Origin of the sequence: Streptomyces paromomycinus (assembly GCF_003865155.1) — a bacterium.
GTDB lineage: Bacteria > Actinomycetota > Actinomycetes > Streptomycetales > Streptomycetaceae > Streptomyces > Streptomyces chrestomyceticus.
In genome coordinates this window covers 5,990,129-6,007,521 of sequence record NZ_BHZD01000001.1, presented here as the reverse complement: position 1 = coordinate 6,007,521, position 17,393 = coordinate 5,990,129, and the positions used below count along the sequence as shown (strand labels likewise).

Sequence of the window (17,393 nt, the reverse complement as noted above, 5' to 3'; positions counted from 1 at the left end):
AAGGAGCGACGATGAACAACTCTCCGGGCTGGGCCTCGCCCGGATCCTCCCCTTCCGACGAGCCGGACCGCACCACGCAGGACCAGCCCGGCGCCGCGGAACCCACCGGCTCGAACGCTCCTGCCGGCCCTGCCGGTGCGCCGGGCCCCACCGAACCTCCGGGCCCGTCCGACGCCACGCCGGCCGGCGGTTCCTCGGTCCCTCCGCAGTGGTCCAAGGAGCAGCCTCCCGCCGGACAGTGGTCCGCGCCCACCGGCGGCTCCGGCCACGGCGGGCAGAGCGGGCCCTCCGGCCCGCAGGGCGGCCCCGGTGGCTGGGGCGGACAGCAGCCCGGCCGGGGAGGTCAGCCCGGATGGGGAGGACAGCCGGGCTGGAGCGCCCCCTGGGCACCGCCCCCCGCGGCCAAGCCGGGCGTGATCCCGCTCCGCCCGCTCGGCGTCGGCGAGATCCTCGACGGCGCGGTCTCCACCATGCGCGCCCACTGGCGCACCGTCCTCGGGATCTCGCTGGTCGTGGCGGTCGTCACGCAGACCGCGATCACGCTCGTCACCGGGTTCCTGTTCCGCAGCGCCGGAGACCTGTCCGCGCTGGAGAACAACCCCGACGCCACCCTCGACGAAGCACTGGACGCCGTCGGATCCACCCTCGCGGGCAGCGCCGTCACCTCGGTGATAGAGCTGCTGAGCACGATCGTCGTCACCGCGATGCTCACCATCGTCGTCAGCCGGGCCGTGCTGGGACGCTCGGTGACGGCCGGTGAGGCATGGCGGGACTCCCGGGGCCGGCTGCCGCGGCTGCTCGGCCTGCTGCTCCTGCTGCCCCTCATCGTCTCGGCCGTCATCTTCGTCGGCACACTGCCCGGTATCGTCGTCGCGGCCGTCGGCTCGCCCACGGCCGGTCTGATGCTCGTCGTGCTCGGCGGTGTGGGCGCGATCGTCGTGAGCATCTGGCTGTGGGTCCGCTTCAGCCTCGCCGCCCCGGCGCTGATGCTGGAGAAGCAGGGCGTCATCGCCTCCATGCGGCGCTCCGCCAAGCTGGTGCGCGGCGCGTGGTGGCGGATCCTGGGCATCCAGCTCCTCACCCACCTGCTGATCGCTCTCGTGCAGATGATCGTCCAGGTGCCGGCCACCGTCGTCGCCGTCCTCCTCGGCGGTGAGAGCTTCACGGCCTGGACCGAGGGCAACGGCGACACCGGCTGGACGTTCCTGATCGTGCTGGCCGTCGGCACCGTGATCACCTCCGCGGTCACGTACCCCATCAGCGCGGGCGTCACCTCGCTCCTCTACATGGATCAGCGGATCCGCCGCGAGGCCCTCGACCTCGAACTCGCCCGCGCCGCCGGCCTGCCCGGTTACGGCGCGGACGCGCCCGGCCCGCAGGCACCCGGCCAGTACGGCCCCGGTCCGGACGGCACCGGCCAGGGCACGGCCGGCAGCACCCCGGGAAGCTGATGCGGTGACGGTGGTGGGGAGGACTGCCGTGCTCGCGCAGCTGATGCCGGGCTCCGGGGACGACGGACCGGTGCGCGTTCCGCGGGTGCCCGCCCGAGAGGCGGCCGAACGTGAACTCGCCGATCCGCGGTACCACCAGAACGACCCGAACCTGCTCCAGCGCGCTCTGGACTGGTTCTGGGACCGCATCGGCGACCTCTTCGACGCCGCCGCCGGGGCCACGCCGGGCGGCTGGACCGGCCTCCTCGCCATCGTTCTCGTGGTCCTGCTGCTCGCCGTCGCCCTCCGGCTCCGGCTGGGTGCCCTGCGCCGCACCCCCACCTCCGGTGGCGGCGCACTCTTCGGTGACCGCCCCCGTACGGCCGCGGAACACCGTGCCGCCGCGGAACGGCACGCGGCCGACAGCCGCTGGACCGAAGCCGTCCAGGAACGGATGCGGGCCATCGTCCTCGCCCTGGAGGAACGCACCCTGCTCACCCCGGGCCCTGGCCGTACCGCCGACGAGGCCGCGTCGGAGGCGGGCCGGGTCCTGCCCGCCCACGCCGAGCGCCTGCGCGCCGCCGCCCGTACCTTCGACGACGTCACGTACGGCGGCCGCCCCGGCACCGCACAGGAGTACGCCGCCCTGAGCACCCTGGACACCGACCTGCGGCACAGCAAACCCCAGCTGTCCGCCGCTCCCCACGGGAGCGCCGTATGAGCGCCACCACGGCCGGAACCACTTCGCTCGCACCGACCACGCGCCGTCTGTGGACCCGCTCGCGCGGACTGCTCGCCGGCCTCCTCGTCCTCCTTCTGGGCGGCGTCGGCCTCGCGCTGCTGCGGTCCGGGGACCAGCACGGACGCCTCGACCCCCGGTCGGTGGACCGCTACGGCAGCGGCGCGGTCGCCGCGCTCCTCGCCGACCACGGCGTCGACACCCGCGTCGTGACCACCACGGAGGAGGCAGCCGCCGCAGCCGGTCCGGACACCACGGTCCTGGTCGCCGATCCGAACCTGCTGACCCGCCGCCAGCTGGGCTCCCTCCACCAGGCCGTCGGCCGCACAGCGGGACGCACCGTCCTGCTCACGCCGGGCCCGGCCGCCCTGGACGTCTTCGCACCGGGGACCGAGGCCAGGACACCCACCGACGTGAAGCCGCTGCCCCCGGGCTGCGCCCTGCCCGCCGCCCGCTCCGCGGGAGACGCCGAACTCGGCGGCCTGCGCTACTCGACATCCGCCCGCACCGCCGACCGCTGCTACCCCAGCGACGGTGCCGCCACCCTGCTGCGCCTGCCCTCCACGGCCGGCGGAGACACCGTCCTCCTCGGCGCCCCGGACATCTTCTACAACCGCAACCTCACCGAACGCGGCAACGCCTCGCTCGCCCTGCAACTGCTCGGTTCGCACAAGCATCTTGTCTGGTACCTCCCCTCCGTCAGCGACCCTTCGTCCACGCAGGACGGCCGGCGCGGCTTCTTCGACCTCATCCCCTCCGGCTGGCGCTGGGCGCTGCTCCAGCTCCTCGTCGCCGCCGCCCTCGCGGGCTTCTGGCGGGCCCGCCGGCTCGGCCCCCTGGTCCCCGAGCGGCTGCCGGTCACCGTCCCCGCCGCCGAGACGACCGAGGGCCACGCCCGCCTCTACCAGCGGGCAGGCGCCCGCGACCGCGCCGCCGACGTCCTACGGGCCTCCACCCGCGCCCGGCTCGCACCGCTCACCGGCGTGTCTCCCACGCACGCCCACACCCCCGACATCCTTCTCCCGGCGGTCTCCGCGCGCCTGCCCTCGGACGCGGAGACCGGCACCGCCCTGCACTCCCTGTTGTTCGGGCCCGCGCCCGCCGACGACAAGGCCCTGGTCACCCTGGCCGACCAGCTCGACCACCTGGAACGTTCGATCCTGTCCCCAGAGAGGCACGACCCCCGTGAGCACCCCGACAGCTGACAGCGCCCGAGCCTCCCTGGAGGCCGTCCGCACCGAGATCGCCAAGGCCGTCGTCGGCCAGGACCCGGCCGTCACCGGCCTGGTCGTCGCGCTGCTCTGCCGCGGGCACGTCCTGCTCGAAGGCGTCCCCGGTGTCGCCAAGACCCTGCTCGTCCGCGCGCTCTCGGCGACCCTGGAACTCGACACCAAGCGCGTTCAGTTCACCCCCGATCTGATGCCGAGCGACGTCACCGGCTCGCTCGTCTACGACACCCGCAGCTCACAGTTCTCCTTCCAGCCCGGCCCGGTCTTCACCAACCTGCTGCTCGCCGACGAGATCAACCGCACCCCGCCCAAGACCCAGGCATCCCTGCTGGAGGCCATGGAGGAGCGTCAGGTCACCGTCGACGGAACGCCCCGCCCTCTCCCCGAGCCCTTTCTGGTCGCCGCAACGCAGAACCCCGTCGAGTACGAAGGCACCTATCCGCTGCCCGAGGCCCAACTCGACCGGTTCCTGCTGAAGCTGACGGTCCCGCTGCCCGCCCGCCAGGACGAGGTCGACATCCTCACCCGGCATGCCCAGGGCTTCAGCCCCCGCGACCTCGACGCGGCCGGCCTGCGTCCCGTCGCAGGCCCCGCCGATCTCGAGGCGGCCCGGGCCGCCGTGGCCAAGGTCGCCGTGTCCCCCGAGGTCACCGGCTACATCGTCGATATCTGCCGTGCCACGCGCGAATCCCCCTCACTCTCCCTCGGCGTCTCACCCCGAGGCGCCACCGCCCTGCTCTCCACCTCCCGGGCCTGGGCCTGGCTCACCGGCCGCGACTACGTCACCCCTGACGACGTGAAAGCCCTGGCCCTGCCCACACTCCGGCACCGCGTCCAGCTCCGCCCGGAAGCCGAGATGGAAGGAGTCACCGCCGACTCCGTCATCAACTCCGTCCTCGCCCACCTTCCCGTCCCCCGCTGAGACCGAGCCGTGGCCCTGACCGGACGCACCGCCCTCATCTCCGCCCTCGGAGCTCTCTTCGTCGGCCTCCTCCTGCCGAGCTGGACCGGTATCCTCACCGTCCAACTCGCCTTGCTGCTAGCAATTTTGTGCGACCTGGCCCTCGCCGCGCCAGTGCGGAAGCTCCAGTTCACCCGAACCGGTGAAACATCCGTTCGACTTGGCCAGGAAGCCCGTACGCACCTGGCCATCACCAACCCGGACCGGCGCCCGCTCCGCGCACAGCTCCGCGACGCCTGGCCGCCCAGCTCGTTCGCCCCCGGCGCCGAAGCCCCGGCCTCCCGCCACCGCGTGGGCATCCCCGCGGCCGAGCGCCGCCGCGTCACGACGACGCTCCACCCCACCCGCCGCGGCGACCATCACGCCGTCCGCGTCACGGTCCGCTCCTACGGCCCCCTCGGCCTCGCGACCCGCCAGGGCAGCCACCACGTCCCGTGGACCGTGCGCGTCCTGCCGCCCTTCACCAGCCGCAGACACCTGCCGGGAAAACTGGCCCGGCTCCGCGAACTCGACGGCCGCACCAGCATCCTCACCCGCGGCGAAGGCACCGAGTTCGACAGCCTCCGCGACTACACCCCCGGCGACGACACCCGCTCCATCGACTGGCGCGCCACTGCCCGCCGCCAGACCGTCGCCGTACGCACCTGGCGCCCGGAGCGCGACCGGCACATCCTCCTGGCCCTGGAGACCGGCCGCACCTCGGCCGGCCGCGTCGGCGACACCCCGCGCCTGGACGCCTCCATGGACGCCGCGCTGCTGCTGGCCGCGCTGGCGTCCCGCGCCGGCGACCGCGTCGACCTCCTCGCCTACGACCGCCGGGTACGGGCCTCCGTCCAGGGCCGCGCGGCGGGAGACCTCCTGCCCGCCCTGACCGACGCCCTCGCGCCCCTCGAACCCGAACTCGTCGAAGCGGACGCCCACGGCCTGGCCGCCGCCCTCCACCGCAGCACGCCGCGCCGCTCCCTGATCGTCCTCTTCACCGGCCTGGACACGGCCCCGGTCGAGGAGGGCTTGCTGCCCGTCCTCCCCGGCCTCACCCAGCGCAACGAGATCATCGTCGCCGCGGTGGCAGATCCCCGTATCGAGGAAATGGCCGCCGCCCGCCACACCCCGCAGGCCGTATACGCCGCAGCCGCAGCCGAGCAGACGCGCGCGGCCCGTCACCGCAGCGCGGACCGCCTGCGCCGCCTCGGCATCACGGTCATCGACTCCACCCCGGCCCGCCTCGCCCCCGACCTCGCGGACGCGTATCTGTCTCTCAAGGCTTCCGGCCGACTGTAGGGGCCGCCGACTGCAGGCGGTCCGGAGCATCAGCTCTTCTCCCGCCCCCCGCCTAGCCGCTGGCCCCTGTGCCCAGGCTGTACGGATCAAGGTTGTTACGGGGCATAGGCGCACGGCCCCGGGCCGGGCACTCAGTGCCGTAGGCACGGCGCGGCTCGCCCGGGGTCGGCAGGCCGCTGACCGCAGGGCTGCTCGCGGTACGGAGTCCGCGCCGGCTCCGGTCGGCATCCGCACACACGAAAGGCCCTGCTGGTGAGCCTGGCAGGGCCTTGGTCGCGATCGTGGACGTGGCGTGGCGTGGCATAGGCATGGTCGAATACGGCGCGGAGCGCCCAGCCCCCGTCAGCGCCGGGGCACAAACGCAGAAAGCCCCGCACCATACGGTGCGGGGCTTTCCACTATCAAAAGGAGTTCGGCGGCGTCCTACTCTCCCACAGGGTCCCCCCTGCAGTACCATCGGCGCTGAAAGGCTTAGCTTCCGGGTTCGAAATGTAACCGGGCGTTTCCCTAACGCTATGACCACCGAAACACTATGAAGATAACAACTCCAGCCGACAAGGCGAGTTCGTTACTTCAGAACTAACACAGTGGACGCGAGCAACTGAGGACAAGCCCTCGGCCTATTAGTACCAGTCAACTCCACCCGTTACCGGGCTTCCATATCTGGCCTATCAACCCAGTCGTCTACTGGGAGCCTTACCCTCTCAAGGAGGAGGGAGCCCTCATCTCGAAGCAGGCTTCCCGCTTAGATGCTTTCAGCGGTTATCCTTTCCGAACGTAGCCAACCAGCCATGCCCTTGGCAGGACAACTGGCACACCAGAGGTTCGTCCGTCCCGGTCCTCTCGTACTAGGGACAGCCCTTCTCAAGACTCCTACGCGCACAGCGGATAGGGACCGAACTGTCTCACGACGTTCTAAACCCAGCTCGCGTACCGCTTTAATGGGCGAACAGCCCAACCCTTGGGACCGACTCCAGCCCCAGGATGCGACGAGCCGACATCGAGGTGCCAAACCATCCCGTCGATATGGACTCTTGGGGAAGATCAGCCTGTTATCCCCGGGGTACCTTTTATCCGTTGAGCGACGGCGCTTCCACAAGCCACCGCCGGATCACTAGTCCCTACTTTCGTACCTGCTCGACCCGTCAGTCTCACAGTCAAGCTCCCTTGTGCACTTACACTCAACACCTGATTGCCAACCAGGCTGAGGGAACCTTTGGGCGCCTCCGTTACTCTTTAGGAGGCAACCGCCCCAGTTAAACTACCCACCAGACACTGTCCCTGATCCGGATCACGGACCCAGGTTAGACATCCAGCACGACCAGAGTGGTATTTCAACAACGACTCCCCCGCCACTGGCGTGACGAGTTCACAGTCTCCCACCTATCCTACACAAGCCGAACCGAACACCAATATCAAGCTATAGTAAAGGTCCCGGGGTCTTTCCGTCCTGCTGCGCGAAACGAGCATCTTTACTCGTAGTGCAATTTCACCGGGCCTATGGTTGAGACAGTCGAGAAGTCGTTACGCCATTCGTGCAGGTCGGAACTTACCCGACAAGGAATTTCGCTACCTTAGGATGGTTATAGTTACCACCGCCGTTTACTGGCGCTTAAGTTCTCAGCTTCGCCCTGTCGAAACAGAGCTAACCGGTCCCCTTAACGTTCCAGCACCGGGCAGGCGTCAGTCCGTATACATCGCCTTACGGCTTCGCACGGACCTGTGTTTTTAGTAAACAGTCGCTTCTCGCTGGTCTCTGCGGCCACCACCAGCTCAGAGTGCAAGACTCATCACCAGCAATGGCCCCCCTTCTCCCGAAGTTACGGGGGCATTTTGCCGAGTTCCTTAACCATAGTTCACCCGAACGCCTCGGTATTCTCTACCTGACCACCTGAGTCGGTTTAGGGTACGGGCCGCCATGAAACTCGCTAGAGGCTTTTCTCGACAGCATAGGATCATCCACTTCACCACAATCGGCTCGGCATCAGGTCTCACCCTTAACGTGCGACGGATTTGCCTACCGCACGGGCTACACCCTTACCCCGGGACAACCACCGCCCGGGCTGGACTACCTTCCTGCGTCACCCCATCACTCACCTACTACAAGTCTGGTTCGTCGGCTCCACCACTCCCCTACGCTCCGAAGAGCTCAGGGCGGCTTCACGGACTTAGCATCGCCTGATTCGATGTTTGGCGCTTCAAAGCGGGTACCGGAATATCAACCGGTTGTCCATCGACTACGCCTGTCGGCCTCGCCTTAGGTCCCGACTTACCCTGGGCAGATCAGCTTGACCCAGGAACCCTTAGTCAATCGGCGCACACGTTTCCCACGTGTGTATCGCTACTCATGCCTGCATTCTCACTCGTGAACCGTCCACAACTACCTTCCGGTGCTGCTTCACCCGGCACACGACGCTCCCCTACCCATCACAGTCCCCGTTAGGAGTATGTACTGCAATGACACGACTTCGGCGGTGTGCTTGAGCCCCGCTACATTGTCGGCGCGGAATCACTTGACCAGTGAGCTATTACGCACTCTTTCAAGGATGGCTGCTTCTAAGCCAACCTCCTGGTTGTCTCTGCGACTCCACATCCTTTCCCACTTAGCACACGCTTAGGGGCCTTAGTCGATGCTCTGGGCTGTTTCCCTCTCGACCATGGAGCTTATCCCCCACAGTCTCACTGCCGCGCTCTCACTTACCGGCATTCGGAGTTTGGCTAAGGTCAGTAACCCGGTAGGGCCCATCGCCTATCCAGTGCTCTACCTCCGGCAAGAAACACACGACGCTGCACCTAAATGCATTTCGGGGAGAACCAGCTATCACGGAGTTTGATTGGCCTTTCACCCCTAACCACAGGTCATCCCCCAGGTTTTCAACCCTGGTGGGTTCGGTCCTCCACGAAGTCTTACCTCCGCTTCAACCTGCCCATGGCTAGATCACTCCGCTTCGGGTCTTGGGCACGCTACTCAACGCCCTCTTCGGACTCGCTTTCGCTACGGCTTCCCCACACGGGTTAACCTCGCAACATACCGCAAACTCGCAGGCTCATTCTTCAAAAGGCACGCAGTCACGACGCAAGAACAAGTTCTTGCGCGACGCTCCCACGGCTTGTAGGCACACGGTTTCAGGTACTATTTCACTCCGCTCCCGCGGTACTTTTCACCATTCCCTCACGGTACTATCCGCTATCGGTCACCAGGGAATATTTAGGCTTAGCGGGTGGTCCCGCCAGATTCACACGGGATTTCACGGGCCCCGTGCTACTTGGGTGGTTCTCAAACGAGCCGCTGACGTTTCAGCTACGGGGGTCTTACCCTCTACGCCGGACCTTTCGCATGTCCTTCGCCTACATCAACGGTTTCTGACTCGCCGACCGGCCGGCAGACCGGTCAAGAGAACTCCCACAACCCCAACCACGCAACCCCTGCCGGGTATCACACGTGACTGGTTTGGCCTCATCCAGTTTCGCTCGCCACTACTCCCGGAATCACGGTTGTTTTCTCTTCCTGCGGGTACTGAGATGTTTCACTTCCCCGCGTTCCCTCCACATACCCTATGTGTTCAGGTATGGGTGACAGCCCATGACGACTGCCGGGTTTCCCCATTCGGACACCCCCGGATCAAAGCTCGGTTGACAGCTCCCCGGGGCCTATCGTGGCCTCCCACGTCCTTCATCGGTTCCTGGTGCCAAGGCATCCACCGTGCGCCCTTAAAAACTTGGCCACAGATGCTCGCGTCCACTGTGCAGTTCTCAAGCAACGACCAGCCACCCGTCACAACCCGCCGAAGCAGGCCTTTACCGGGGCCGGCGTTTGAAGGTACAGACCCTTGGTCCGTGCCCTCAGACACCCAACAGCGTGCCCGACACCCTCGCCCCACTGACACGTTCCACGCCGAAGCAGTACTAGTGACAGTTGAGTCAAGTGTGCCGAGTAGTCAACGTTCCACCCATGAGCAACCAGCACCGGACATTCGCCGATGTTCTGGCCTCTGACCAACCGAAGTTGGTAAGAAGTGCTCCTTAGAAAGGAGGTGATCCAGCCGCACCTTCCGGTACGGCTACCTTGTTACGACTTCGTCCCAATCGCCAGTCCCACCTTCGACGATTCCCTCCCACAAGGGGTTGGGCCACCGGCTTCGGGTGTTACCGACTTTCGTGACGTGACGGGCGGTGTGTACAAGGCCCGGGAACGTATTCACCGCAGCAATGCTGATCTGCGATTACTAGCGACTCCGACTTCATGGGGTCGAGTTGCAGACCCCAATCCGAACTGAGACCGGCTTTTTGAGATTCGCTCCACCTCGCGGTATCGCAGCTCATTGTACCGGCCATTGTAGCACGTGTGCAGCCCAAGACATAAGGGGCATGATGACTTGACGTCGTCCCCACCTTCCTCCGAGTTGACCCCGGCAGTCTCCTGTGAGTCCCCATCACCCCGAAGGGCATGCTGGCAACACAGAACAAGGGTTGCGCTCGTTGCGGGACTTAACCCAACATCTCACGACACGAGCTGACGACAGCCATGCACCACCTGTACACCGACCACAAGGGGGACCCTGTCTCCAGGGTTTTCCGGTGTATGTCAAGCCTTGGTAAGGTTCTTCGCGTTGCGTCGAATTAAGCCACATGCTCCGCCGCTTGTGCGGGCCCCCGTCAATTCCTTTGAGTTTTAGCCTTGCGGCCGTACTCCCCAGGCGGGGAACTTAATGCGTTAGCTGCGGCACGGACGACGTGGAATGTCGCCCACACCTAGTTCCCAACGTTTACGGCGTGGACTACCAGGGTATCTAATCCTGTTCGCTCCCCACGCTTTCGCTCCTCAGCGTCAGTATCGGCCCAGAGATCCGCCTTCGCCACCGGTGTTCCTCCTGATATCTGCGCATTTCACCGCTACACCAGGAATTCCGATCTCCCCTACCGAACTCTAGCCTGCCCGTATCGAATGCAGACCCGGGGTTAAGCCCCGGGCTTTCACATCCGACGTGACAAGCCGCCTACGAGCTCTTTACGCCCAATAATTCCGGACAACGCTTGCGCCCTACGTATTACCGCGGCTGCTGGCACGTAGTTAGCCGGCGCTTCTTCTGCAGGTACCGTCACTTGCGCTTCTTCCCTGCTGAAAGAGGTTTACAACCCGAAGGCCGTCATCCCTCACGCGGCGTCGCTGCATCAGGCTTGCGCCCATTGTGCAATATTCCCCACTGCTGCCTCCCGTAGGAGTCTGGGCCGTGTCTCAGTCCCAGTGTGGCCGGTCGCCCTCTCAGGCCGGCTACCCGTCGTCGCCTTGGTAGGCCATTACCCCACCAACAAGCTGATAGGCCGCGGGCTCATCCTGCACCGCCGGAGCTTTCCACACGGAGATCATGCGATCCCGTGTCGTATCCGGTATTAGACCCCGTTTCCAGGGCTTGTCCCAGAGTGCAGGGCAGATTGCCCACGTGTTACTCACCCGTTCGCCACTAATCCCCTCCCGAAGGAGGTTCATCGTTCGACTTGCATGTGTTAAGCACGCCGCCAGCGTTCGTCCTGAGCCAGGATCAAACTCTCCGTGAATGTTTCCGGGATCTCCCGGTAACACACGAGAGCGGAACAGGAAGCGGAATAGGCTTCCCGTTCACAGCGTCCTCGCTGTGTGTGCCACCCGCACCGCTCGGGTGCTGGTGGGCTTTTCAAAGGAACCTCATCCTCCGGCGTGTGCCGGTGGACGGGGTATCAACATATCTGGCGTTGATTTTTGGCACGCTGTTGAGTTCTCAAGGAACGGACGCTTCCTTTGTGCCTGTTTCACCAGGCTCTCCGGGCGCTTCCCTTCGGTCTTGCGTTTCCGACTCTATCAGATCCTCGCGGTCCTGATTTCCGCCGGTGCGTTTCGGCCTTTCGGCTTCTTCGCGGTTCCAACCTTACCAGATCCGTTCGGCGTTTCCGCTTTCCGTTTCCGGCTCCCTGCTGGAGCGGGGCGGCCGTCCGACTTTCGCTTTTCGGCCTTTCCGACTCTATCAGATCCGACTTGCGGTCCGTTTCCGGTCCTAATTCGTTTCCGATGATTGTCGGAGGGGTTTGCCTTTCGGCTGTTCCGACTTTATCAGAAGCGTTATGCCGACCTGAAATCGGAGAACGTTTTCCGGATAAAGATTCGGGGGTGCTTCGCGGAATCGATGTTCCGACCGAAGCAGACGAGAGACTAACCGTTGCGCTCGAACATGTCTAGTCCGTGGCAACCGTTCGAATCTACCTCCCCGCCCTGCCCGTGTCAACGGACATCTTGGGGAGATGAGGAGATTAGCAGGTCAGCGGGGTCGCGCGCACATCAGGCCGCGGTCGGTACGGGTGCCTCGCGGTCCGCCTCGTCGACATCCCCCGTTTCGCCTGATCGGACGGCACGGCCGCCGAGAGCGTACACGTACGCGAGAAAGGCCAGCTCGGCGACGACGCCGATGGAGATGCGGGCCGAGGTGGGCAGGCCGGACGGGGTGACGAAGCCTTCGAGGACGCCCGACACGAACAGTACGGCGGCCAGGCCGACGGCCACGCCGAGGGCGGAGCGGCCCTCTTCGGCGAGGGCGTTGCGGCGGGTGCGTGGGCCGGGGTCGATGACCGTCCATCCCAGGCGCAGGCCGATGCCGGCGGCGACGAAGACCGCGGTGAGTTCCAGGAGGCCGTGCGGGAGGAGGAGGCCGAGGAAGGAGTCGAGCCGGCCGGCCGACGCCATCAGGCCGAGGCCGACGCCCAGGTTGAGCATGTTCTGGAAGAGCACCCAGAAGACGGGCAGGCCGAGGAAGGCTCCCAGGACCAGGCACAGGGCGACCGCCTGCGCGTTGTTCGTCCACACCTGGGCTGCGAAGGACGCGGCGGGGTGACTGGAGTAGTACGTCTCGTACTCCCCGCCGGGGCGGGTCATGGCGCGCAGGTCTTCGGGGGCGCCGATGGCGGCCTGGACCTCGGGGTGGGTGGCGATCCACCAGGCGATGAGCGCGCCGACCGCGGTGGAGAGCAGGGCCGTCGGCACCCACCAGTGGCGCAGGCGGTAGACCGCGGCGGGGAACGACGCCGTGAAGAAACGGGCGGCGTCGCGCCAGGATGCCTTGCGCGCGCCGGTGACCGTACTGCGGGCGCGCGCCACGAGGGAGGTGAGACGTCCCGTAAGAGCGGGGTCGGGGGCGCTGGCCTGGAGGAGGGACAGGTGGGTGGTGGTGCGCTGGTAGAGGGTGATCAGTTCGTCGGCCTCGGCGCCGGTGAGGCGGCGTTTACGGCGCAGCAGTTCTTCGAGCCGGTCCCACTCGGCGCGGTGGGCCCTTACGAAGACATCGAGGTCCATGGATTCAGCTCCTGGCGGCGGCCGTGAGGTGACTGTGCCGTCAGCTTGGCAGACTGGCCCGGTCGGCCATGGGGCGGGCGGCGGTTCGGGAACGGACCGGTACGAGGTGGGGCAAGGAAGGGCGGCGCAGGTGAACGAGCTCGTGACGGGCGAGGCGGTGGTACTCGGGCTGCGGCCGGCCCGGTTGCCGAGCCGGGCGCTGGCGGTCCTCGTCGATCTCGCGGTGACCTGGAGTGCCTATGTGCTGGTGTCGCTGCTGCTGCTCAGCGCCACGGCGTCCATGGACGAGGCGGCGCGGGCCGCGGTGTCGGTGGCGTTGTTCGTGCTGGTGCTGGTCGGGGTGCCGATCGTGGTGGAGACGCTGAGTCACGGCCGGTCGCTCGGGAAGCTGGTGTGCGGGCTGCGGGTGGTGCGTGAGGACGGCGGGCCGGTCCGGTTCCGGCACGCGTTGGTGCGCGGTGCGCTGGGTGCGGTGGAGATCGTGCTGACGATGGGGGTGGTGGCGTGCATCGCCTCGCTGGTCTCGGCCAGGGGGCGGCGGCTCGGTGACGTGTTCGCGGGCACCGTCGTCGTACGGGAGCGGATACCCACCCCGCGTGGGATGCCCGCGCTGCCGCCCCCGCCGCCCTGGCTGGCGGCGGAACTCGGCGCGCTGGACCTGTCGCGGGTTCCGGACGGCTGGTGGCTCACGGTGCGCCAGTACCTGAGCCGAATAGGGCAGCTCGATCCGCAGGTCGGCGGGGCGATGGGGGCTCGGCTGGCGGCGGATCTGTGCGGCTGGACCGGGGCGTCGGTGCCGGCGGGGATGTATCCGGCGCTGTATCTGGCCGCGGTGACGGGTGAGCGGCAGACGCGGGAGGCACAGCGGGCGTTCGGGGCTCCGTTGGGGGCTCCGGGTCCGGTGGCTGCCGGGCAGGGGGGTGCGTATGGAGGTCCGTACGAGGGTGCCTATGGAGGGCCGTACGGGAGTGGCGTGTACGGGGGTGAGGCGTACGGAGGTACTGGCTACGGGCGCGGGGCGGACGGGTCGGGGGCGTCGCAGGTGGCGGCGTCGTACGTGGTGCCGGTGGCGGAGCAGGGTGGTGTGAGCGCCGGGGAGGATGCTGTTCGGGCCAGGGAAGTCGGGGGCGGAAAGGCTGGGTCCGGGGCTGGGGAGGCCGGGTCCGGGGACGTAAACGAGGACGGAGACGGGAGCGGGGCGGCGGGCAGCCGGGCGCGGCGTACGGGGTTCACGCCGCCGGTGTGAGGGCGGGGCCGGGCGCGGCGGGACGGTGACGAGGCCGAGGGGGCGGCGGGTATGCCGCACGCGGGGTACGAGGGGCGGCCGCCGTGCGGTGCGGGGTGGTGAGTGTCGGCGGTCAGGTGAAGGCCGAGGGTGGGGTATCCAGGTCTTCGAGTTCGATGCCGGGGGCCGACAGGACGACGTCGCCGGCGAGGTGGACGGCGTGCTGTTCACCGGTCTCCAGGTCGTTGACCTGGTATTCGTCCGCGGTCAGCGGGCCGTTGTCAGTGGGGTGTGCTGTCCTGTTCACCAAGGCCCAGGACTGGTCGAGCGTGCGGGGTGCGAGGACGGGGGGTGTGAAGGCCACGAGGCGGGTGCGGACGGCTCCGGTGCCGGGGGCGGGGCGCAGCAGCCGGGCGGTGGCGACGAGAAAGGCGGGGGACGCGCCGGTGAAGGCGTGGGCGGGGACGTTGCCTTCGGTGGCGTGGGCGCCGGTCGGGTCGGTGCGGACCCAGGTGACGCCTTCCAGGGCGGCGCCGCGTACCTGCCAGCCGCCGGCGTGGAGTTCGAGGCGGATGGGGCGGCCGAGGTCGTCGAGGGTGAGGTCGACGGAGCCCGCGTGGTCTCCGGAGGGGGTGGTGAGCTGGGAGACGTAGCGCCAGCCGGAGGGGCCGGTGGCGCAGTGGAAGTGTTCTTCGCCGAGGGGGGTGTGATCGTGCGGGTCGTGGAGGGAGTAGCGGCCGCGGGGCATGGGGGTCCTTGGTCGGGTCCGGTGGTACGGGTCAGGCCCCCGCCGTGGTGCTGGGCGGGGGCCTGGATCACCGGCTGCCGGTGGTGGTGCCCGATGGTCGCGGTGGCGGGGCGGGCACCGGGCGCGCGGGGATCAGTAGCGGTAGTGGTCGGACTTGTACGGGCCCTCGACCGTGACGCCGATGTAGGCGGCCTGCTCGGGGCGCAGGGTCGTGAGCTTGACGCCGAGGGCGTCCAGGTGGAGGCGGGCGACCTTCTCGTCCAGGTGCTTGGGCAGCACGTAGACGTCGGTGGGGTACTCCGCCGGCTTGGTGAACAGCTCGATCTGGGCCAGGGTCTGGTCCGCGAAGGAGTTGGACATCACGAAGGAGGGGTGGCCGGTCGCGTTGCCGAGGTTGAGCAGGCGGCCCTCGGACAGGACGATCAGGACCTTGCCGTCGGGGAAGGTCCAGGTGTGGACCTGCGGCTTGACCTCGTCCTTGACGATGCCGTCGATGGCGGCGAGGCCGGCCATGTCGATCTCGTTGTCGAAGTGGCCGATGTTGCCGACGATGGCCTGGTGCTTCATCTTGGCCATGTCGGAGGCCATGATGATGTCCTTGTTGCCCGTCGTGGTGACGAAGATGTCGGCGGTCTCGACGACCTCGTCCAGGGTGGTGACCTGGTAGCCGTCCATCGCGGCCTGCAGCGCGCAGATCGGGTCGATCTCGGTGATGATCACGCGGGCGCCCTGGCCGCGCAGCGACTCGGCGCAGCCCTTGCCGACGTCGCCGTAGCCGCAGACGACGGCGGTCTTGCCGCCGATGAGGGTGTCGGTGGCGCGGTTGATGCCGTCGATCAGGGAGTGGCGGCAGCCGTACTTGTTGTCGAACTTCGACTTGGTGACGGCGTCGTTCACGTTGATCGCCGGGAAGAGCAGCTTGCCGTCGCGCTGCATCTCGTAGAGACGGTGCACGCCGGTGGTGGTCTCCTCGGTGACACCGCGGATCTCCGACGCCAGCTTGGTCCACTTCTGCGGGGACTCGGCGAGGGTGCGGTTGAGGAGCTGCAGGACCGCGCGGTGCTCGTCGTTCTCCGCGGTCTCGACGGCGGGGGCCTTGCCGTCCTTCTCGTACTCGACGCCCTGGTGGACCAGGAGCGTGGCGTCCCCGCCGTCGTCGAGGATCATGTTCGGGCCGCCGGTGGGCGAGTTCGGCCAGGTCAGCGCCTGCTCCGTGCACCACCAGTACTCTTCGAGCGTCTCGCCCTTCCAGGCGAAGACCGGGACGCCCTGCGGGTTCTCGGGGGTGCCGTTCGGGCCGACCGCGATGGCGGCCGCGGCGTGGTCCTGGGTGGAGAAGATGTTGCAGGAGGCCCAGCGGACCTCGGCGCCGAGAGCGGTGAGGGTCTCGATCAGCACGGCGGTCTGCACGGTCATGTGCAGCGAGCCGGTGACGCGGGCGCCGGCCAGCGGCTGCGCGGCGGCGTACTCCTTGCGGATCGCCATCAGGCCGGGCATCTCGTGCTCGGCGAGGGTGATCTCCTTGCGGCCGAAGGCGGCGAGGGACAGGTCGGCGACCTTGAAGTCCTGGCTGTTGGCTGCGGTCGACATTCGGGTTGCTCCCGGGGTCGAGGGTGGTTGGCTGGCAGTCTGCGGCGCGGGCAGGTGGGGACGTCGCCGCCCGGAGTGTCGCGCGGGCGGACGTACCGCATGAGCGGAACACCGTCCGGGACGGCATACCGTACGGGCGGTTCCGCGTGGGCGGACACACCTCTCCCCTGGCCGCAGCGCAGTCCGTCGGAGGCCCTCTCTCCCTCGGCCGGTCCGCGGGGCGGACCGCCCGACCGCCATCAGCAGCGACGTCTGGCACTGGGCACGAATCTACACCGATCGCCCCCTGGAACCCCAGCCCGCCCTAGGAAAATGCGTACGGGCGGCGGGGTTCGCGGCCGACGGCCGCGGTGCGGGCAGCGGCGGCGGGTACGGGTGCGCAGGTGGTGGGGGCGTGGGCGCGGGCGCGGGTGGTGGACGCGGGGGCGTGGGTGGTGGGCGCGGGGCGTGGGTGAGGGGAGGCGTGGGTGAGGGTGCGTGGTGCGTGGTGCGGGAGGCGGACGCGCGGGTGCGGAAGGCGGGCGTGTGGGCGCGTGGGCGCGGGTGGCGGGGCGTGGGTGAGGGGAGGCGTGGGTGAGGGTGGCGGGTGCGTGGTGCGGGAGGCGGAAGCTCGGGTACGGAAGGCGGGCGTGTGGGCGCGGGTGGTGGGTGCGCGGACGCGAAATGCGGACGCATGGACGCAGGTGGTGGGTGCGCGAACACGGGAGGTGGACGCATGGACGCAGGTGGTGGGTACGCGGGTGCGGAAGGCGGACGCGGGAGGCGGGGGCGCGGGTGGCGAGTGGGTGGGGGCGGGTGGCGAGGTGTCGGCCCGTCGCGGAGTGGCGTGGGGCACTTTGCACCCGCCCCTCCGTATTGCAGGATGCGGGGAG

9 protein-coding genes and 3 rRNA genes are annotated in these 17,393 nt (G+C 67.9%); 6 read left to right on the top strand and 6 right to left on the bottom strand.

Annotation, left to right across the window (positions count from 1 at the left end; translation table 11 throughout):
• Positions 1-11 precede the first annotated feature (11 nt).
• From OEIGOIKO_RS25755 to OEIGOIKO_RS25735, 5 genes are read left to right on the top strand one after another with little or no spacing between them, the layout of a single operon-like run.
• Entirely contained in the window at positions 12-1,451 is a 1,440-nt protein-coding gene (locus OEIGOIKO_RS25755; protein ID WP_125056006.1) for a DUF7544 domain-containing protein, read from the top strand.
• A gap of 43 nt (positions 1,452-1,494) precedes the next feature.
• Positions 1,495-2,151, top strand: coding sequence for a DUF4129 domain-containing protein (locus OEIGOIKO_RS25750; protein WP_125058943.1), 657 nt, complete (start codon positions 1,495-1,497; stop codon positions 2,149-2,151).
• A complete protein-coding gene (locus OEIGOIKO_RS25745; protein WP_125056005.1) occupies positions 2,148-3,374 on the top strand; it encodes a DUF4350 domain-containing protein in 1,227 nt (408 codons plus the stop codon). Before OEIGOIKO_RS25750 ends, OEIGOIKO_RS25745 begins: the two co-directional genes overlap by 4 nt.
• Positions 3,355-4,320, top strand: coding sequence for an AAA family ATPase (locus tag OEIGOIKO_RS25740; protein ID WP_125056004.1), 966 nt, complete (start codon positions 3,355-3,357; stop codon positions 4,318-4,320). The genes OEIGOIKO_RS25745 and OEIGOIKO_RS25740 overlap by 20 nt, the downstream gene beginning before the upstream one ends.
• Positions 4,321-4,329: 9 nt before the next feature.
• Positions 4,330-5,640: a DUF58 domain-containing protein gene (locus tag OEIGOIKO_RS25735; RefSeq protein ID WP_125056003.1), complete on the top strand. Its 1,311-nt coding sequence runs from the start codon at positions 4,330-4,332 to the stop codon at positions 5,638-5,640.
• A gap of 410 nt (positions 5,641-6,050) precedes the next feature.
• Here the strand turns inward: OEIGOIKO_RS25735 and rrf are convergent.
• From rrf to OEIGOIKO_RS25715, 4 genes are all read right to left on the bottom strand, one after another.
• Positions 6,051-6,167: ribosomal RNA gene (rrf, locus tag OEIGOIKO_RS25730) — 5S ribosomal RNA — on the bottom strand.
• A gap of 76 nt (positions 6,168-6,243) precedes the next feature.
• Positions 6,244-9,365 (bottom strand): 23S ribosomal RNA (locus OEIGOIKO_RS25725).
• A 302-nt stretch (positions 9,366-9,667) separates the two neighbouring features.
• A 16S ribosomal RNA gene (locus tag OEIGOIKO_RS25720) occupies positions 9,668-11,196 on the bottom strand.
• Together the 16S, 23S and 5S rRNA genes form the textbook arrangement of a ribosomal RNA operon.
• A gap of 754 nt (positions 11,197-11,950) precedes the next feature.
• On the bottom strand, positions 11,951-12,958 hold the full coding sequence (locus OEIGOIKO_RS25715) for a stage II sporulation protein M (protein ID WP_125056002.1): 1,008 nt from the start codon (positions 12,956-12,958) through the stop codon (positions 11,951-11,953).
• A gap of 130 nt (positions 12,959-13,088) precedes the next feature.
• Here OEIGOIKO_RS25715 and OEIGOIKO_RS25710 point away from each other — a divergent pair, with 130 nt between their 5' ends.
• Complete coding sequence (locus tag OEIGOIKO_RS25710) at positions 13,089-14,204, top strand: RDD family protein (RefSeq protein ID WP_174857218.1); 1,116 nt, start codon at positions 13,089-13,091, stop codon at positions 14,202-14,204.
• Between the two features lie 112 nt (positions 14,205-14,316).
• Here the strand turns inward: OEIGOIKO_RS25710 and OEIGOIKO_RS25705 are convergent, their stop codons facing one another.
• Both OEIGOIKO_RS25705 and ahcY read right to left on the bottom strand, forming a co-directional pair.
• On the bottom strand, positions 14,317-14,931 hold the full coding sequence (locus tag OEIGOIKO_RS25705) for a hypothetical protein (protein WP_125056001.1): 615 nt from the start codon (positions 14,929-14,931) through the stop codon (positions 14,317-14,319).
• Between the two features lie 132 nt (positions 14,932-15,063).
• Complete coding sequence (gene ahcY / locus OEIGOIKO_RS25700) at positions 15,064-16,521, bottom strand: adenosylhomocysteinase (RefSeq protein WP_125056000.1); 1,458 nt, start codon at positions 16,519-16,521, stop codon at positions 15,064-15,066.
• Between the last annotated feature and the right edge of the window lie 872 nt (positions 16,522-17,393).